Below are 17,480 nucleotides of genomic sequence, written 5' to 3'. Positions count from 1 at the left end.
GTTGCCCTCCCGTCGAAGTTTGGAATCGGTGACGCGGCGCGCGCCTCCCTCCGCGTCTAACGCAAGCGCAGGCAAACAGAAATGGGGCCGGACGATGAAATCGCGGGTGGCGGCGGATGCGACCGGAACGGCGCGCCTTCCTTCGGTCGCATTGAACGGCGATAAGCTCGCGTGACAGTGTTCGAGCGTCGGCCAAACTGACGATGGGCCCGCAGCCGCGAAGCAAAAGCCGCGGAATCATTCGTTGCGAAGCTAAGATCGACTGCCATGAAGAGACCGTCCGCCGCCTTTGCAGCAACGCGCTTCGGCTTGGGACTACGCCCGAGCCAGGCCGACGTCTTCGGAACCGATCCGATCGGGGCGCTGCTTGCCGAGGCCGAAAGCGAGGCGAGGCTTCCCGCCGGGCCGAAGCTCCCCTCGACGCAGAAGATCTTCTCCACCGTCCAGACCTACTTTGCCCGCGTCCACATGGCCAAGAAGGAGCAGAACGCGCTGGTGAAGGGCGGTGCCGAGGCCGCGATGACGGCGGATGACGCGTCCGCCATGGCCCCGCGGGACGGCGGCGCAATGACGATGCAGGCCATGGAGAAGGACGCCTTCAAGCCTGAACATCCCCATCTCGACGCCTACAATGCCGAGTTCGAGGCGATGATCGCCCGCAAGCAGGCCGCCCCGATCGGCTTCTTCGAGCGGCTCGTCGACTTCTGGTCCAACCACTTCGCCATCGAGAAGGACAGCAATCCGCGGGTGATGGCCATCGTCGGTGCCTTCGAGCGCGAGGCGATCAGGCCGAACGTGCTCGGCCGCTTCGAGGACATGCTGTCGGCCGTCGCGCACCATCCGGCGATGCTCTTCTACCTCGACAACCATATTTCCGCCGGCATCGACAGCCGCGCCGCCCGCAAGATGAAGGACAAGTTCGGCCTCAACGAGAATTATGGCCGCGAGATGCTCGAGCTTCATACGCTCGGCGTCGACGGCGGTTACGATCAGGCCGACGTTCGCGCTCTCGCCAACGCCCTGACCGGCTGGAGCTTGTCGGTCAATCCCGAGCGCCCCAACTGCGGAACCTTCGTCTTCTACAGTGCCGTTCACGAGCCGGGACCGGTCACGGTGTTGGGCAAGGTCTATGACCAGAAGGGCCAGGCCCAGGCGCGGGCGATCATGACCGATCTCGCTCATCACCCCGCCACGGCCCGCCACATCGCCTTCAAGCTGGTCCAGGCCTTCGTCGCGGACGATCCGCCGAAAGCGCTGGTCGACAAGCTGGCGAAGGTGTTCGAGCGGAGCGGCGGCGATCTCGGCCTCGTCACCGAAGCGCTCGTCACCGACGCGCGTTCGTGGATTGCGCCCCCCGCCAAATTGCGAACGCCGCAGGAATTCGTCTGGTCGTCGATCCGCAGCCTTCCGGTGAAGTACGAGTTCAATGACATCCGCCGGGGCCTCGCCACACTCGGACAAACGCCCTGGTCGCCGCCCTCGCCGGCCGGCTTTCCGGGCGATTCGCGCTACTGGCTGGCGGCCGACGCCATGACCAACCGGCTGGACTACGCCCAGTTCCTGGCTGCCCGCACGCGGCCCGAGGACCCTGAAATGATGGCCGAGGCGGCGCTGGGCGACCTCCTCACCGAGCCGACCCGGGAAGCGATCCGGCGGGCGGAGAGCCCTCGCCAGGCCTATGCCTTGATGTTGATGAGCCCGGAATTCCAGCGGAGATAGGGCGATGGAAAGCTGCAATTACACCGCGCTGACGCGGCGCAACCTGCTCGTCGGCGCCGGCTCCCTCGCCGCCTGGGCGGCGATGCCGAAGGCCGGCTTCGCCGGCACGCGCGATCCGCGCTTCGTCGTCGTCCTGTTGCGCGGCGCCCTCGACGGCCTGGCGACCGTCGCCCCGATCGCCGACCCGAACTATCGCGCCATCCGCGGCGCGCTCGCCCTCGGCGAGGGCGGCAAGGACGTGCTTGCTTTGGACGGCGGCTTCTTCGCCCTCAACGATGCCATGCCGAAGCTCCATGCGCGGTTCTCGAAGGGCGAGGCGCTCGTCGTCCATGCCGTCGCCACGCCCTACCGCGACCGATCCCATTTCGCCGGGCAGAACGTGCTCGAAAGCGGCCTCGGCGGCCCCTCGATCGGCAAGACCGGCTGGCTGAACCGCGCCGCCAGCGCGCTTCCCGTGGGCGAGCGGGTCGCCGCACAGCCCGGCCTTTCGATCGGCCCGACGATCCCCCTCATCCTGACAGGACCGGCCGGCACGCTGACCTGGTCGCCCCAGAACTTCCGGGCGGCCGAAGAGGACACCGCCCTGCGGCTCGCCTCGCTTTACGGCGAGACCGACCTGGAACTCGCCAAGCTTCTGAACGCGGGGCTCGAGACCGACAAGATGATGGCGGACAGCCCGTTCGACGCCAAGAAGGGGCCTGCCCGGGCTTTCCGCATTCTCGCCGAGGGTGCGGCTAGACTGCTGGCCCAGGAAGACGGGCCGCGCCTCGCCGCCATCAGCTACGAAGGCTGGGACACCCATGTGAAGGAAGGTGCCGACAACGGTCGCCTGGCGAAAAACCTCACCGCCCTCGACCTTGCCCTCGACGATCTCGCGCGGGGCCTCGGCCCGGCCTGGAAGGACACGGTCGTCGCCGTGGTCACGGAGTTCGGCCGGACCGCCTGGGGGAACGGCGGCGGCGGCACCGATCACGGCACCGGCACGACCGCCTTCCTCGTCGGCGGCGCGGTGAAGGGCGGTCGTGTCGTCGCGGACTGGCCGGGACTGCGCGAGGCCGATCTTCACGAAGGCCGCGACCTCAAGCCGACGACGGATCTGCGCGCCGTCCTCAAGGGCGTCCTCAAGGACCATCTCGGCCTCTCGGAGAAGACGCTCGCGTCCGACATCTTCCCCGACAGCATCGGCGTGCGGCCGATGGCGGGGCTCGTGACGTAGCCGCGTACGCCTTCGATGACGTTGCTCTCGCGCAGGTTCTTTTCACCACACCGGGCCTGCGATATTGATGGGCGAGCGGCAGGGGTGTCGCTCGCGCGGCGGGATGCCGGCGGGTCACGGGGGCAGGTGAAGATGAGCGTTGCGACGAAGGATCTTGAGGGTGCGATCGATTCGATCGGCGATCGCGTCGGCGAGATCTGCGAGTTCCTGGCCGATCTGGAAAGCGGCCAGCCGGTCGATGCCGAGGCGCTCGCCGAAGCCCAGCACGACTGCCGAAACGTCACCCAATCGATGACGTCGCTGAAGCGCGTCGTCAACCGCATCGAGGCCCGCAAGGGCTGACGGGCACCCGCCCGGATATAACCTCTCCTTCCGGCGGTCCTTGCGCCTTCCGGCCGATGGCGAAGACGTTCCTCGGTCGCGATGGGAGCTCGGATCGGTGGCCTGTGCCGTCTCTGCGAACAGTTCGGCACCGCTCCGGCCGGCACGGCATCGCTTGACGCGGTGCCGTCTCGCCCCGCATGAAGCAGACGAGGGCGCCCGGCCGAATGGTCGGAGGAGACGGCCGGTTGTCGCACGAGTTGAGCGAGATGGATCGATGAACGGAATGGTCGCGACGGACATCGCCACCCGGGTCTGGAACCACACGTTCAAGCTCGATCCGATCCTGCGCAGCCTGCTCGACACCGACTTCTACAAACTCCTGATGCTGCAGATGGTGCGCGGCCTGCATCCGGATGTCGACGTCACCTTCTCGCTGATCAACCGGTCGAAAGACGTCCGGCTCGCCGACATCATCGACGAAGCGGAACTGCGCGACCAGCTCGACCATGCCCGCGAGCTGACCTTCTCCAAGCGCGAGATGATCTGGCTCGCCGGCAACACCTTCTACGGCACCAAGCAGATCTTCCGGCCGGATTTCCTGGAATGGCTGGCGGACTTCAAGCTGCCGGAATACGAGCTGCGGCGCGTCGACGGCCAGTTCGAACTCGACTTCCACGGCCCCTGGTCCCACACGATGATGTGGGAGATTCCGGCGCTGGCGATCATCAACGAGCTGCGCTCGCGCGCCGTGATGAAGGAGTTCAAGCGCTTCGAGCTCGACGTCCTTTATGCCCGCGCCAAGGCCAAAATGTGGGAGAAGGTCGAGCGGCTGCAGGCACTGCCGAACTTGAAGATTACCGATTTCGGCACGCGGCGGCGCCATTCCTTCCTGTGGCAGCGCTGGTGCGTCGAGGCCCTGAAGGAAGGGCTCGGCGATCGCTTCATCGGTTCGTCCAACGTCCTCCTCGCCATGGAGGCCGACCTTGAGGCAATCGGCACCAACGCCCACGAACTGCCCATGGTGGTGGCCGCCCTCGCCGAGACCGACGAGGAGCTCCGCGAGGCGCCGTACAAGGTGCTCGCGGAGTGGCAGAGCTACTATGGCGGCAATCTCCTGATCGTCCTGCCGGACACCTTCGGCACCGGCTCGTTCCTCGCCAAGGCGCCGTCGTGGATCGCCCGCTGGACCGGCTTCCGGCCCGATTCCGCACCGCCGATCCAAGGCGGCGAGGAGATCATCGCCTGGTGGCGGATGATGGGCGAGAACCCGCGCGAGAAGCTCCTGGTCTTTTCCGACGGCATGGATTCCGACACGATCGAGCGAACCTACCGCCATTTCGACGGGCGCGTGCGCACGAGCTTCGGCTGGGGCACCAACCTCACCAACGACTTCCGCGGCGTCGCGCCCGAGCCGATGGGCGGGCTCGATCCGATCTCGCTGGTCTGCAAGGTGGCGTCCGTCAACGGCCGCCCGGCGGTCAAGCTCTCGGACAATCCCGCCAAGGCGAGCGGCGAGCCCGAAGCCGTCGAGCGCTACAAGCGCATCTTCGGCGAAACGCCCTACGAGGCCCGCGCCCTGGCGGTTTGACGGGCGAGGCCGCCGCCGTCGCGTCCTTGCCGCTCGCTGCCGGGAATCTGATAACCGGCGACCCCTGGCATTTTCCAGACCCCTTGCCGCGCCGCGTCACGCACTGACGCGGGCGCCGAAGGCGCTGATCGCGCCGAATTGCATGGCCGAGCGTCTTCAAGGCGCAACGGATCGGCGCGTCTCGCCCGCGCCGCGCAAGCGCTCGCTCGCCCCCCGACATTCCGTCTTCCCCTCCTTCTCGTCGGCAGTGCGATGGCTGTAGTCAGGGAGGACCATTATCGACTTGCCTATTATAACTGTGCTTATTATATAGCCGACATGCAAAGCGAAGATCCCCACCTCCCCGATCCCAGCCTCGGCTTCCTCCTCGGTGACGCCGCCCGGCTGATGCGCCGCCGCTTCGAGCAGAAGAGCCGCGACATCGACATGACGTCGGCGCAGATGCGCATCATCGCTCGGCTGTCCCGCAACGAGGGGATCAGCCAGGTTGGTCTCGCCACCCTCGTCGATCTCGAGCCGATGACCCTTTGCCGGCACATCGACCGCATGGCGAGCGCCGGCCTCGTCGTGCGCAAGCAGGATCCGTACGACCGCCGGGCCAAGCAGTTGTTCACCACGGCCAAGGCGCGAGAGCTGATCCATCCGATGCGGGTGCTGGCCGACGAGATCTTCGCGGAGGCGCAGCAGGGACTGTCCGAGGAGGCCCGCCGGCAGCTGCTCGATAGCCTCGGCGTCGTCGTCAAGAACCTTTCCGATGCCGAAACGGCGGGGAGCGCGTCCGAAACCGCCGCTCCACGTCGCCGCGATCGCATCGATGCGAGCCAGGAGACCACCGCATGAACGCCCAGCACCGCAAGCAGGACCTGGCCGAGGCGAAGCCGCTTGCCGCGGAAGGTCCGGCGGAAACCGCAAAATCGGACGACGGCGCCAAGACCGCCAGGGACGAAGCGACGACCGCCGCCCCGAGCGCCCCGCCCGCAGCCGCTCCGACCCCCGCCCGGAAGAAGCGGGGCGGCCTCCGCCGCCTTCTGATCGTCTCGGTGCCGCTCGTCCTCGCCGTCGCCGGCGCGTTCTACTGGGTCACCGGCGGCCGCTTCGTCGAAACCGACGACGCCTATGTCCACCAGGACCGCGTCACCGTCATGCCGCAGGTGTCGGGCCAGATCGCCAAGGTCGACGTCGCCGAGAACCAGGCGGTCGGCGCCGGCGAGGTGCTCTTCACCATCGACGACAGCGCCTATCGCGCCGCCGTCGAGCAGGAGAAGGCCAATCTGGAAAGTGCCCGGCTGACGGTCGAGAAGCTGAAAGCCGCCTATCAGCAGGCCGTCGTCGACGCCCAGACCATGGGCGATTCGGTGGCCACGGCCAAGGCGACCTTCGACCGCCAGCAGGCCCTGGTGAAGCACGGCGTTTCCTCGCAGAGCACCTTCGACGATGCGCGCCTTGCCTTGCAGAAGGCGCAAGGCGACCAGGCCAGCGCCGAGCAGGCGGTGATTTCGGCCAAGGCGGCCCTCGCCGGGGATCCGAAGATTCCCACCGACCAGCATCCGACCGTGATGCAGGCCCTCGCCGCGCTGCATTCCGCCCAGCTCGATCTCGACCATACCGTGGTGCGGGCCTCGGAACCCGGCGTCGTCAGCCAGACCGACAGGCTGCAGGTCGGCCAGTACGTCACGCCCTCCATGTCCGTCATGGCGATCGTCGAGGCGGACGAGAGCTGGGTCGATGCGAACTACAAGGAAACCGACCTCACCCACATGCGGCCGGGCCAGCCCGTCACCCTCACCTTCGACGCCTATCCCGACGTCTCGCTGGAGGGAACCGTCGGTTCGATCGGCGCCGGCACCGGCTCGGAATTCGCGCTCCTGCCGGCGCAGAACGCCACCGGCAACTGGGTGAAGGTCGTCCAGCGCATCCCCGTGCGCATTCACATCGAGAAGGACGCCCAACTGCCGCCTTTGCGCGCCGGCATGAGCGCCGACGTCACGGTCGACACCGGCGAGGTGCGCGGCTTCCCGGATTTCATGCAGCCGGTCACCACCGCGCTCGGCCTCGAACGGTGGGTGCGCAGCGAGAACGCCGTCGCCGCCACCCGTAACGGCGATACCACGCTTGCCGCAACGAAGAGCTCGAACGAGCCCGCCGCGACCGCGGCGCCCACGGGAGGGGCCGCCGGCGCGACCCGCTCGCAATGAGCGCCGCCGGCTCGGGCGGGGCGGTCGACCCGAAGAACGTCCCCTTCAAGGGCCTGATCACCGTCTCAATCATGCTCGCGACGATCATGCAGGTGCTCGACACCACGATCGCCAACGTCGCGCTGCCGAACATGCAGGGCTCGCTGCAGGCCTCGCAGGACCAGATCAACTGGGTGCTGACGTCCTACATCGTCGCCGCCGCGATCATGACGCCGGTGACCGGCTGGCTGTCGGACCGCTTCGGCCTTCGCCAGGTGTTCATCGTTTCGGCGGCCGGCTTCGTCGCGACCTCGATGGCCTGCGGCGTTTCAACCAGCCTCGAGGAGATGATCTTCTTCCGGCTGCTCCAGGGCCTGTGCGGCGCTGCATTGGTGCCGCTGTCCCAGACGGTGCTTCTGACCATCAACACCAAGGAGCAGCATGGCAGCGCCATGGCGATCTGGGGCGCCGGCATCATGGTCGGCCCGATCATCGGCCCGACGCTCGGCGGCTGGCTGACCGAGACCTTCAACTGGCGCTACGTCTTCTTCGTCAACCTGCCGATCGGGGCGCTGGCGCTGGCCGGCATGATCTTCTTCCTGCCGAACACGCCGAAGCGCCAGCGCGGCTTCGACTTCTTCGGCTTCGCCATGCTGTCCTTGTTCATCGGCGCGCTGCAGTTGTTCCTCGACCGCGGCGAACAGGTGGACTGGTTCTCCTCGGCCGAGATCTGGATCGAACTCGGCCTCGCCATCACCGGCATCTGGGTGTTCACCCTGCACATCACCGGGCGCGAACAGGCCTTCATCGACCCGAAGATCTTCACCGACCGCAACCTCGTCATCGCGCTGATGATGATCTTCGTCGTCGGCATGATCCTGCTCGCCGGCCTCGCGCTGCTGCCGCCGATGCTGCAGAACATCCTCAACTACCCGGTGGTGACGACCGGCATCGTGCTCGCCCCGCGCGGCGTCGGCACGATGATCTCGATGCTCGTCGTCGGCCGCCTCGTCGGCAAGGTCGACACGCGCATCCTGATCTTCACCGGCCTCTGCCTGACGGCGATCTCGCTGTGGCAGATGTCGGGCTTCTCGATCACCATGGACGACACGCCGATCATCGTCTCGGGCGTCGTCCAGGGGCTGGGGCTCGGCCTCGTCTTCGTGCCCCTGTCGACCCTCGCCTTCGCGACACTGGAGCCGCGGTTTCGCGCCGACGCGGCGGCGCTGTTCTCGCTGATGCGCAACATCGGCTCGTCGGTCGGCATCTCGATCGTCTCGGTGGAGCTCGCCCGCAACATGGTGATCTCGAAGGCCGATCTGGTCTCGCACGTCACGCCGTTCGACGCGAACTTCGCCAATGTCGCGAGCAGCCTGCCCCTCGACCAGACGACGATGATGGCCGTCCTCAACCAGTCGGCCTCGGCGCAGGCGGCGATGGTCGCCTATGTGGACGACTTCAAGCTGATGATGATCATCACGCTCTGCGCCATCCCGCTGCTCGCGCTGATGAGCCCGCCGAAGAAACAGGCGGCGGCCGGCGGTGGCGACAGCCATGCGGCGGTGATGGAGTAGGCGCGGCCGAAAATCGCCCTGCGCGACGCAGAGAACGAAAGAAAGGCGCCGGCGGTGAACCGCGGCGCCTTCTCTTTTCGTCTCTGCGTGACTGTCCCGAGCCGGCCTCGGCTGCAGCGGGCAGCGCCCGAGCCGGTCGAAGGCGCCTCAGCGGGCGCGCTGGATGAACGGCGTGTCGATGCCGAGCGTCTTCATCACGGAGAGCTGCGGTCGGCGCATGGCCTCGCCGTCGACGGCTCCGCGCCCCGTGACGCGGGCGAGCGCGACATGATCCATGGCGATGGCCGTGAGGCGCGAGCGATGCATTGACCTGAACTCCAGCGGAACGTTTTTGCTTTTTGATGCACCGCACATAAGCTGGAAAACGTCCCCCAAGAAGCACGCGATTTCGAGAACTGCCATGCGCCGCATGCATGCCGTCACGAGATCGTCATGCAAAAGCGCAGGCAACGCCGCCATTCGGCGTCTTTGAGCCGCAAACAGCCCTGCCATCGGGCGGCAGGGGCTTCCGGTCACCTCTCAGAGCAATCGCAAGATCGCGCCGTGGGCACCCTACCAGGCGCAGATCTTCGTCGCGGTCTCAGGGTTCGACCAGCAGGCCGGCTGGTCGCGCTCGCGAACATACATGCCCGGCAGCGAGACGTTGCGGCCGGTGCCGAAGTCGGCAAAGGCGGAGGCAAATCCCGGTCGCTCGACGATCAGCGAGAAGGTCGGCTTGCCCGGCGCGGCAATGTCGAAGCTGCCGGCACGATCGGTGGCACGGAAGTCGCAGGGGTAATAGCCGTCGTCGGTGGTGAAGCAGCGCGCCGGCTTGGCCTCGGCGGGCGTGGCACCGGCCAGGTTCGCCGCCAATCCCGCGGCGGCAAAGCCCGCAGCGGCGAGGCTTGTCCCGAAAAATGAACGCATCGACCATGAACTCCCGCAATCGCCCCGCGCCATCCTACGACATCGCGGCGGTTTGCGGGAGGCTCATTCGATCGCCCCGCGTCGCCGGCGGGACAACCACGGGCCCGGCCAGCCGAGCCCGCAGCAGCCGATCGTTCCGCCTCAGCGCGTCAGGCGCTTGTAGGTCGGGCGCTTCGGGTTGACCGATTCCGGGCCGAGGCGGCGGATCTTGTCCTGCTCGTAGTCCTCGAAGTTGCCCTCGAACCACTCGACATGGCTGTCGCCCTCGAAGGCGAGGATGTGGGTGGCGAGCCGATCGAGGAACATGCGGTCATGGCTGATCACCACGGCGCAGCCGGCATATTCCTCCAGCGCGTCTTCCAGCGCCGTCAGCGTCTCGGTGTCGAGGTCGTTGGTCGGCTCGTCGAGGAGGATGACGTTGGCGCCGGACTTCAGCATCTTGGCGAGGTGCACGCGGTTGCGCTGGCCGCCGGACAGCGTGCCGACCTTCTGCTGCTGGTTCGGGCCCTTGAAGTTGAAGTTGCCGACATAGGCGCGCGAGTTCATCTCGTACTTGCCGAGCTTCATGATGTCGACGCCGCCGGAGATCTCCTCCCAGACGTTGTGGTTCGGGTCGAGGTCGTCACGGCTCTGGTCGACATAGCCGAGATCCACCGTCTCGCCGATGTCGATCTTGCCCGAGTCGGGCTTCTCCTGGCCGGTGATCATCTTGAACAGCGTCGACTTGCCGGCGCCGTTCGGGCCGATGATGCCGACGATACCGCCGGCCGGCAGCTTGAAGGAGAGGTTCTCGATCAGCACCCGGTCGCCGAAGCTCTTGGTCAGGTTCTCGACCTCGATCACCTTGTTGCCGAGCCGCTCGCCGGTCGGAATGACGATCTTGCCGTCGGCCGGCTTTCTGTTCTCCGCCGCCTCGACCAGCTCGTTATAGGCCTTGATGCGAGCCTTCGACTTGGTCTGGCGGGCCTTGGCGCCTTGGCTGATCCACTCGCGCTCTCTGGTGATGGCGCGCATGCGGGCGTCGTCCTCGCGGCCCTCCTGCTGCATGCGCTTCTGCTTCTTCTCCAGATAGACGGAGTAGTTGCCCTCGTAGGGCACGCCATGGCCGCGATCGAGCTCGAGGATCCAGCCGGTGACGTTGTCGAGGAAGTAGCGATCGTGGGTGACCATCAGCACCGAGCCCTCGTATTCGCGAAGGTGCTTTTCCAGCCACAGGATCGTCTCGGCGTCGAGATGGTTGGTCGGCTCGTCGAGGAGCAGGATGTCGGGCTTCGACAGGAGCAGCTTGCAGAGCGCGACGCGGCGACGTTCGCCGCCGGACAGGGGCTCGATCTCGGCGTCGGCCGGCGGGCAGCGCAACGCGTCCATCGCCATCTCGACCTGGTTTTCGAGGTCCCAGAGGTTCTGCGCGTCGATGATGTCCTGGAGCTTCGCCCCCTCCTCCGCCGTTTCGTCGGAGTAGTTCATCATCAGTTCGTTGTAGCGGTCGAGGATCGCCTGCTTGTCGGCGACGCCCTCCATGACGTTCTCGAAGACCGTCTTGTCGTGGTTGAGATGCGGCTCCTGGGGCAGATAGCCGATGGTCGCGCCCTCGGCGGCCCAGGCCTCGCCGGTGAATTCGGTATCGACGCCCGCCATGATCTTCAGAAGGGTCGACTTGCCGGCGCCGTTCGGGCCGAGGATGCCGATCTTGGCGTCCGGGTAGAAGGAGAGATGGATGTTGTCGAGAACCTTCTTGTTCCCGTAGGCCTTGGAGAGACCCGACATGTGATAGATGAACTGGCGAGCCATGGCGCGCTGCCTCTTCGTGTCAAAGAGTTTGAGAAGTTGCGCCGTCTCTAAGCCATCTCGGCCGAAGGGGCAACGCCGGACGAGCGATCCGCCGGCGCTGATCGAATCGCCGGCGCGGGCGCGCCGGGCGCCGCCGCGAAGCGGACGTCGATCGATCCCCGTTCCCCATGGCCACCGGCGGCAGGTGCCGAACACCCGCCGCTAGGGAGCATCGGTCACTCGCAGTCGGAGACGACGATCTTGCAGGATTTGTTGCCGCACTGATCGAGCGCCGCGGACTGGGCCGCCTTCTCGCTCTTGCCCCAGCCGATACCGAAATAGTCGGCGGAACCGGCATAGGCGCCGCAGGTGTCGAAGCGAACGACGACCTTGCAGTTGGTGTTGCCTTCGTCCTTGCAGTTCTGGAGGGCCGCCGCGCCCGCCGCTTCGCGGGTCGAATAGCCGGTCGCCGTACCGTAGCCGACTTCACCGGCCTTCATTCCTTCCTCATCGTCCACCGCGATGGCGCCCGCGGCGAGTCCGGGGGTCACGTTGACGAAGGCAAAGAAGCAGACGGCGAGACTGAGCGCCCTTGGGGATTTCATGGCACTGACACCTTTCGAAAAAGCCCGAAATCGACGTTTCGGCGCCGTGCTTTTATCGCCGCACGGTTTCCCCCGAAATGACTGAGAGTGCTTATTTCCTGTCCGCCGGTCCCGCCGGGCGGTGCCCGGCGCCCGGTCGGCGGCCGAAAACTCGAGGCCGGATCGGACCGAACCGCCGCGCAGCCCTTCATTAACCACGCAAACCGGCCGAAAACGGAAATTTCGCCCCCAAATGCGCCTCCAGAGGCGCAGCGTTAACCTATTCGCCCGCGCCGACGGGTGTCCGGGATCGCCGTAAGGCGGTCGCAAGCCGCCGAACTTCCCCGGCTGGGATGCGCCTCCGGCACGGGAAGGAACCCGCCGAGCGCACGCCGCCGGGCGCGAAAATGCCGCCGATCCCCCTCAAATGCCGGGTTTCGTCGGGAACCGCCTGGCCGGAGCGGCGGGCGAGGGAGGGCGTTCGTCTCGCCGCCCGCCCCGTATGCTTGCCGATCGATGAATGCCGACGCTGCAATTTGCGCCGAGCCATCCACTTCTTTTCAAGTATATCCATCCACTAATTGCGTCAAATTTGAATAGAATTGCGCTTCGACATTTGGAGCGGAAGTAAAGCCCGGATGTCAATCTCCTCCCAACGACGAGGAGAACGACGATGAACAAGACCAAGAAGGCGCTGGGCCTCGCTCTCGGAATGATCGGCCTTTTCGCCTCGGCGCAATTCGCCGGAGCGGCCGCTTCCTCGCCGATGCCGACGACGGCATATACGTCGCAGCCGATCGGGCACTACGAATTCTGCAAGCGCTATGCCGCCAACTGCGAGGCCAACGCGACCTCCGCGGCGCTGAAGCTGACGCCGCAGATCTGGGCACGCATCGTCGACGTCAATGCGGCAGTGAACAACAACATCTTCCCGCGCACCGACGAGGAAATCTACGGCGTTGCGGAATACTGGGCCTATCCGACAAGCGAAGGCGACTGCGAAGACTTCGCTCTCCTCAAGCAGTACATGCTGCAGCGGGAAGGCATTCCGGCTTCGGCCCTGCTCGTCACCGTGGTCAAGCAGACCAATGGCGACGGCCATGCCGTCCTGACGCTGCGGACCGACCAGGGCGACTTCGTCCTCGACAATCTGGAGAACCAGATCCTGCCCTGGCAGGCGACGAGCTACACCTATCTGAAGCGCCAGGCGGCGAACGACGCCGGCAAGTGGGTCGGCATCGTCGACGACCGCAATCTCCTCGTCGGCAGCGTGCGCTGACGACATCCGGCAGGCAGCCACCGCGGCTGCCTCGCCACCCCGATCCGGGGCCGCGCGCCACTAAGGCGCCCGATCGAAAACGACGCCCTGGCCGAACCGGCCGATCAGGCGTCGTGAGACCGTCCCGGGCGACCCGTCCCGTCCGGGACGTTCCGGGGGCTGGTTCGCCGCTTGCGGCGTCCAGCCCCCGGGTTACGTGCTCGGTACTCGGTTCATTCGAGATCGATGTCGAGGATCGTCATGGTGAGGTGGTAGGATAGCTCGCCTTCCTCGGTGTCCTTGGCGATCAGGCCGACGAACTCGTCCTTGATGTAGAGTTCGGCGGAATCCGTCTTGCGAGGCATGCCGCGCACGGACAGGTCGACGCCATTGAAGGTCTTTTTCAGATAGGCTTCGAGCTTTCTGATTTCGGCGGGGCTCAATGCTCTCTCCTCGCTGCTGTGGGAAGTGCGTAGCTAGTGTGGATGGCGGCAAGTTCGATGGGGGTCGGCAGAGCGTGTTTGCGGCCCGCCCCCGCCAGCCGATGTCTCCCGACCCGAAGCCGGATGCGAAAGATCGAACGATGCCAACGGGCTACCAGACTCCCGTCGACGCGCGAATCCGACTGTCATGCCGATGGACAGGGGCGATTACCGCAATCCGATCGTCAGGTCCAACGCCGACCGCACGATGAAACCATGCGCGGCGAACGGCGATCGCGGCCGGGATGTTCCGGCCTCTCCGGCGCGATGCGCCAACCGCCTCCGACGAGCGCGATCATCTGGTCTCGAAGAGGAATTCGCTCGGCGAAGCAGGCACCCATCCCTGCCCGCCTCATTCGTCGGCATTCCGGCGGGCTTCCCGCCGCCGGTCAATCCTCGCGGCCGAAGCCCTGATCCATCTCGCGCGCCGGCTGATCGCAGATCGCCTCGCCGATCACCTTGGCCGGAACGCCGGCCACCACGGCATTCGCCGGCACTTCCTTCAAAACCACCGAGCCGGCGGCGATCTTCGAGCAATTGCCGATCCTGATGTTGCCGAGGACCTTCGCCCCCGCGCCGATGAGGACGCCGGAGCCGATCTTGGGGTGGCGGTCGCCGAATTCCTTGCCGGTGCCGCCGAGCGTCACATCCTGGAGGATCGAGACGTTGTCGCCGATCACGGCGGTGAAGCCGACGACGAGGCCCGTGGCATGGTCGAGGAAGATACCGCGGCCCATCCGCGCGGCCGGATGGATGTCGGTCTGGAAGACGGCCGAGGATCGGGACTGGAGATAGAGCGCGAAGTCGCGCCGCCCGGTCTCCCACAGCCAATGGGCCAGCCGGTGGGTCTGGATGGCGTGGAAGCCCTTGAAGTAGAGCAGCGGCTCCAGATAGCGCTCGCAGGCCGGGTCGCGGTCGTAGACGGCCTGAATGTCGATGCGCACCGTCTCGGCGAAATCGGGATCCAAGGCAATCATGTCGCCGAAGGCCTGGGAGATCAGCACCGCCGGCACGTCTGGATGATCGAGCCGCTGGGAAATCCGGTGCACCAGCGCCGCCTCGAAGCTCGGCTGGTTGAGGATCGTGGCATGGATGAAGCTGGCGAGGACCGGCTCGTCGGACGCGACGTCGGACGCCTCGGCGCAGATTTCGGCGAAGATCGGGTCGACGGCCTGGATCTTGTCCTGGCTCTTGGTGCTTGCGACGCTCATGGCGCTCTCCCATGGCATGGGGCGCGGGGACGCCGCCCGGCGCGCCAAGTTGGAGGAGATTTAAGCGATCGGCGCTGGAAGGGAAAGAGCCGGCGCCACATCGCCGCGCCGCCGCCGCAACGAGTTCTTCTCGACGCTGCTTCGAGACGAACTCAAGAAGGCGTGTTCAGAAACGCGATCACCCGCTGCTTGAACCGCCGGTCGCCGACCGAAAGCATGTGGTCGCGCCCCTCGATCGCCAGCACTTCGGCATTCGGCAGGAGCGCGGCGAGCGGCTCCGGCGCGCCGGCGATGTCGTCCTCCGTGCCGACCCCGATCAGCACCTTCTGGCCGATCCGGCCGACCTCCGCCTCGGTCAGTTCGTCGCGCGAGGTCTCGATGCAGGCGGCGAGCGCCAGCCGGTCGCCCTTGGTGCGGTCGGCAAAGGCCCGGAACATCCTGCCACGGGGGTGGTCGACGTCGTCGAGGGATGGCGCGCGCAGTGCCTCGGCGATCGGGTCCCAGTCGCCGACCCCCGAGACGAGGCCGATGCCGAGTCCGCCGAGGACGAGCCGCTCCACCCGCTGGGGTTCGGCGAGCGCCGCGAAGGCGGAGACCCGGGCGCCCATGGAATAGCCGAAGAAGGTCGCCGACCGGACGCCGAGATGATCGAGCAGCGCGAAACAGTCCGACGCCATCTTCTGCGGCGTGTAGGCGGCGGGATCGCGTGGCTTGTCGCTCTTTCCGTGGCCGCGGTGATCGAAGGCGATGGCGCGGAAGCCGGCCTCGGTCAGCGTCTGCACCCAGCCCGGCTCGATCCAGTTCACCCGCATCGAGGAGGCAAAGCCGTGCACCAGAAGCACGGCCGGCTGATCCTCTTCGCCCTCGTCGAGAAAGGCGAGCTTCAGCCCTTCGTTTTCGAATGTGCCGGTGGTCATCTTTGTTCCTGAAGGCTGTTGCGGGTCTGTCGGATCATGGGCATTCGATAGCGCGGCCGAGGCCAGCTGACACCCCTGTTCTTTTGGCCGAGCCGGTAATATGGTCCGGCCCATCGCAGAAAGACGCATTTTCGAGGTTGCAAGCAGTCATGGCCGGTCATCCGATCCCGCATTTTTCGAACGACGCCGGGCACTCGACCATCACGGTCGGCGTCAAGGAATTCATGTGCGTCGGCGCCAACCCGCCCCATGATCACCCGCATGTCTATCTCGACATGGGCGACGAGCCGGAGATCGTCTGCGGCTACTGCTCGACGCTCTACCGCTATGACGCGGCCCTCAGGGCGGACGAGACGCGGCCGGAAGGCTGCCTCTTCGCTGCGGCTGCCTGAGCAAGCGGGACGAGGACGCGCCGGCCGGCGAGTACAGGGCGGAGCGGCGTTCCGCCGTATTGCCGATATCTCAGCCGGCCCGAGCCGCCATACCATCATGAGCCACGACCAATCGATACCCGCCATCGTGATCGCCGGCGGCGGCATCGCCGGCCTCACGGCCGCCCTTTGTCTCGCGCGGGTCGGCCTCGCCTCGACGATCTACGAGCGGGCGAGCGAACTGTCCGAAGTCGGCGCCGGGCTGCAGCTTTCGCCGAACGCGCTTTCGGTGATGGATCGGCTGGGGCTCCTGCCAGCGCTGCAAGAGGTCGGCGTCGCGGCGAATCATGTCAGTCTCAAGCACGGCGCCAGTGGCCGGACGATCGCCGAGGTGCCGGTCCATGCCGGCGACGGAACGCCGTATCTCTCTCTCCATCGCGCCGACCTCCAGGCGGTGCTGCTTCAGGCCGTCGCGTGCGAGCCGAAGATCTCGCTGCGGCTCGGCGCCGAGATCGTCGGCGTCCGGCCAGGCGAGGATGCGGTCGATTTCGGTCTCGCAAATGGCGGGGGAACCGTCGTTGCCGATATTCTCATCGCCGCCGACGGCGTCAGATCGACGGTCGTAAGGCAGCTGGGGCTCGCACCCGCCGCGCCGACGGGCACGACCGCCTGGCGGACCACGATCGAGACCGAAGGCGAGGCAGGCTCCGTCGCCGGCATCCGCGCCTGGCTGGGGCCGAAGCGCCACGCGATCGCCTATCCGATCCGCGCCGGGCGGGCCGTCAATCTCGTGTTGATTGCAAGATCCGAAGAGGGACCTGACGCCGCGAGCCGGGTTCCGGCAGGATTTTCGCATTGGGACGAACAGCTTCTGCGCCTGATCGGCCGCGCGTCGGCCCCGACGCCCTGGCCGCTTTTTGGGGCCCCCGCCTCGCGCGCCTTCGCCCTCGGCAACGGCCGCATCGTCCTCGTCGGCGACGCCGCCCATGCCATGGCGCCCTACGCCGCGCAGGGCGCCGGAATGGCGATCGAGGACGTGGCCGTCCTCGCCGACGCGGTCGCGCGGACGAACGCGCCGCGGGCTGCGGCCGAGCGCTACGAGGCCGAACGGCGGCCGCGCATCGACAAAGTCCGCAAACGCGTCGGGTTCCACCGCTTCGTCTACCATCTGGCGCCGCCCTTCTCGCTCGGCCGCGACATGGCCTTGGCCCTGCGACCCCGTGACGCGCTACGGGCCGATCTCGCCTGGCTGTACGACTGGCGCGCACCGGTCCTTGCGACAGATCGTCCGGGCGTCGCCGGCATCGACGGCCCCGATGGCACGGAACGAGGCGCCGCGTCCGACCGTTTGCCTTGACCCTGATCGATCTGATGACGGTGCCGAGG

Annotated in this window: 17 protein-coding genes; 10 read left to right on the top strand and 7 right to left on the bottom strand. The window is 66.7% G+C overall.

Going from position 1 to position 17,480, the window contains the following annotated elements; genetic code table 11:
• The first annotated feature begins 267 nt into the window (after positions 1-267).
• From GTK09_RS07135 to GTK09_RS07105, 7 genes are all read left to right on the top strand, one after another.
• Entirely contained in the window at positions 268-1,719 is a 1,452-nt protein-coding gene (locus GTK09_RS07135; RefSeq protein WP_163462276.1) for a DUF1800 domain-containing protein, read from the top strand.
• A 4-nt stretch (positions 1,720-1,723) separates the two neighbouring features.
• Entirely contained in the window at positions 1,724-2,935 is a 1,212-nt protein-coding gene (locus GTK09_RS07130; protein WP_163462274.1) for a DUF1501 domain-containing protein, read from the top strand.
• Between the two features lie 132 nt (positions 2,936-3,067).
• Positions 3,068-3,277: a hypothetical protein gene (locus tag GTK09_RS07125; protein ID WP_163462272.1), complete on the top strand. Its 210-nt coding sequence runs from the start codon at positions 3,068-3,070 to the stop codon at positions 3,275-3,277.
• A gap of 265 nt (positions 3,278-3,542) precedes the next feature.
• Entirely contained in the window at positions 3,543-4,847 is a 1,305-nt protein-coding gene (pncB, locus tag GTK09_RS07120; RefSeq protein ID WP_163462408.1) for a nicotinate phosphoribosyltransferase, read from the top strand.
• A gap of 318 nt (positions 4,848-5,165) precedes the next feature.
• Entirely contained in the window at positions 5,166-5,687 is a 522-nt protein-coding gene (locus GTK09_RS07115; RefSeq protein WP_163462270.1) for a MarR family winged helix-turn-helix transcriptional regulator, read from the top strand.
• The gene (locus GTK09_RS07110; protein ID WP_163462268.1) at positions 5,684-7,042 is read left to right on the top strand and encodes an HlyD family secretion protein; all 1,359 of its coding nucleotides are present in this window, start codon (positions 5,684-5,686) and stop codon (positions 7,040-7,042) included. Before GTK09_RS07115 ends, GTK09_RS07110 begins: the two co-directional genes overlap by 4 nt.
• The gene (locus GTK09_RS07105) at positions 7,039-8,595 is read left to right on the top strand and encodes a DHA2 family efflux MFS transporter permease subunit (RefSeq protein ID WP_163462266.1); all 1,557 of its coding nucleotides are present in this window, start codon (positions 7,039-7,041) and stop codon (positions 8,593-8,595) included. Before GTK09_RS07110 ends, GTK09_RS07105 begins: the two co-directional genes overlap by 4 nt.
• A 147-nt stretch (positions 8,596-8,742) precedes the next feature.
• On the opposite strand, the gene GTK09_RS07100 is transcribed toward GTK09_RS07105, so the two are convergent.
• From GTK09_RS07100 to GTK09_RS07085, 4 genes are all read right to left on the bottom strand, one after another.
• Positions 8,743-9,054 (bottom strand): hypothetical protein, encoded by a 312-nt coding sequence (locus tag GTK09_RS07100; RefSeq protein WP_163462264.1) that lies wholly within the window; start codon positions 9,052-9,054, stop codon positions 8,743-8,745.
• Positions 9,055-9,147: 93 nt separating this feature from the next.
• Positions 9,148-9,501: a hypothetical protein gene (locus GTK09_RS07095; RefSeq protein WP_163462262.1), complete on the bottom strand. Its 354-nt coding sequence runs from the start codon at positions 9,499-9,501 to the stop codon at positions 9,148-9,150.
• A 141-nt stretch (positions 9,502-9,642) separates the two neighbouring features.
• Positions 9,643-11,292, bottom strand: coding sequence for an energy-dependent translational throttle protein EttA (ettA, locus tag GTK09_RS07090; protein ID WP_163462261.1), 1,650 nt, complete (start codon positions 11,290-11,292; stop codon positions 9,643-9,645).
• Positions 11,293-11,507: 215 nt separating this feature from the next.
• Positions 11,508-11,876: a DUF4189 domain-containing protein gene (locus GTK09_RS07085; RefSeq protein ID WP_163462260.1), complete on the bottom strand. Its 369-nt coding sequence runs from the start codon at positions 11,874-11,876 to the stop codon at positions 11,508-11,510.
• A 652-nt stretch (positions 11,877-12,528) separates the two neighbouring features.
• Here GTK09_RS07085 and GTK09_RS07080 point away from each other — a divergent pair.
• Positions 12,529-13,134, top strand: a complete 606-nt coding sequence (locus tag GTK09_RS07080; protein WP_163462259.1) for a transglutaminase-like cysteine peptidase — start codon at positions 12,529-12,531, stop codon at positions 13,132-13,134.
• 212 nt (positions 13,135-13,346) lie between these two features.
• Here the strand turns inward: GTK09_RS07080 and GTK09_RS07075 are convergent, their stop codons facing one another.
• From GTK09_RS07075 to GTK09_RS07065, 3 genes are all read right to left on the bottom strand, one after another.
• Positions 13,347-13,556 (bottom strand): DUF3126 family protein, encoded by a 210-nt coding sequence (locus GTK09_RS07075; protein ID WP_163462258.1) that lies wholly within the window; start codon positions 13,554-13,556, stop codon positions 13,347-13,349.
• Between the two features lie 428 nt (positions 13,557-13,984).
• A complete protein-coding gene (cysE, locus tag GTK09_RS07070; RefSeq protein ID WP_163462257.1) occupies positions 13,985-14,806 on the bottom strand; it encodes a serine O-acetyltransferase in 822 nt (273 codons plus the stop codon).
• Between the two features lie 152 nt (positions 14,807-14,958).
• A complete protein-coding gene (locus GTK09_RS07065) occupies positions 14,959-15,723 on the bottom strand; it encodes an alpha/beta fold hydrolase (RefSeq protein WP_163462256.1) in 765 nt (254 codons plus the stop codon).
• A gap of 149 nt (positions 15,724-15,872) precedes the next feature.
• Here GTK09_RS07065 and GTK09_RS07060 point away from each other — a divergent pair, with 149 nt between their 5' ends.
• Both GTK09_RS07060 and GTK09_RS07055 read left to right on the top strand, forming a co-directional pair.
• The gene (locus GTK09_RS07060; RefSeq protein ID WP_163462255.1) at positions 15,873-16,115 is read left to right on the top strand and encodes a zinc-finger domain-containing protein; all 243 of its coding nucleotides are present in this window, start codon (positions 15,873-15,875) and stop codon (positions 16,113-16,115) included.
• A gap of 97 nt (positions 16,116-16,212) precedes the next feature.
• On the top strand, positions 16,213-17,451 hold the full coding sequence (locus GTK09_RS07055) for an FAD-dependent monooxygenase (RefSeq protein WP_163462254.1): 1,239 nt from the start codon (positions 16,213-16,215) through the stop codon (positions 17,449-17,451).
• The last annotated feature ends 29 nt before the right edge of the window (positions 17,452-17,480 follow it).

It is taken from the genome of Jiella pacifica (assembly GCF_010500815.1).
In the GTDB taxonomy this organism is placed as follows: domain Bacteria; phylum Pseudomonadota; class Alphaproteobacteria; order Rhizobiales; family Rhizobiaceae; genus Jiella; species Jiella pacifica.
The sequence above is the reverse complement of the archived record's forward strand: the minus strand, read 5'-3'. Positions and strand labels throughout refer to the sequence as shown.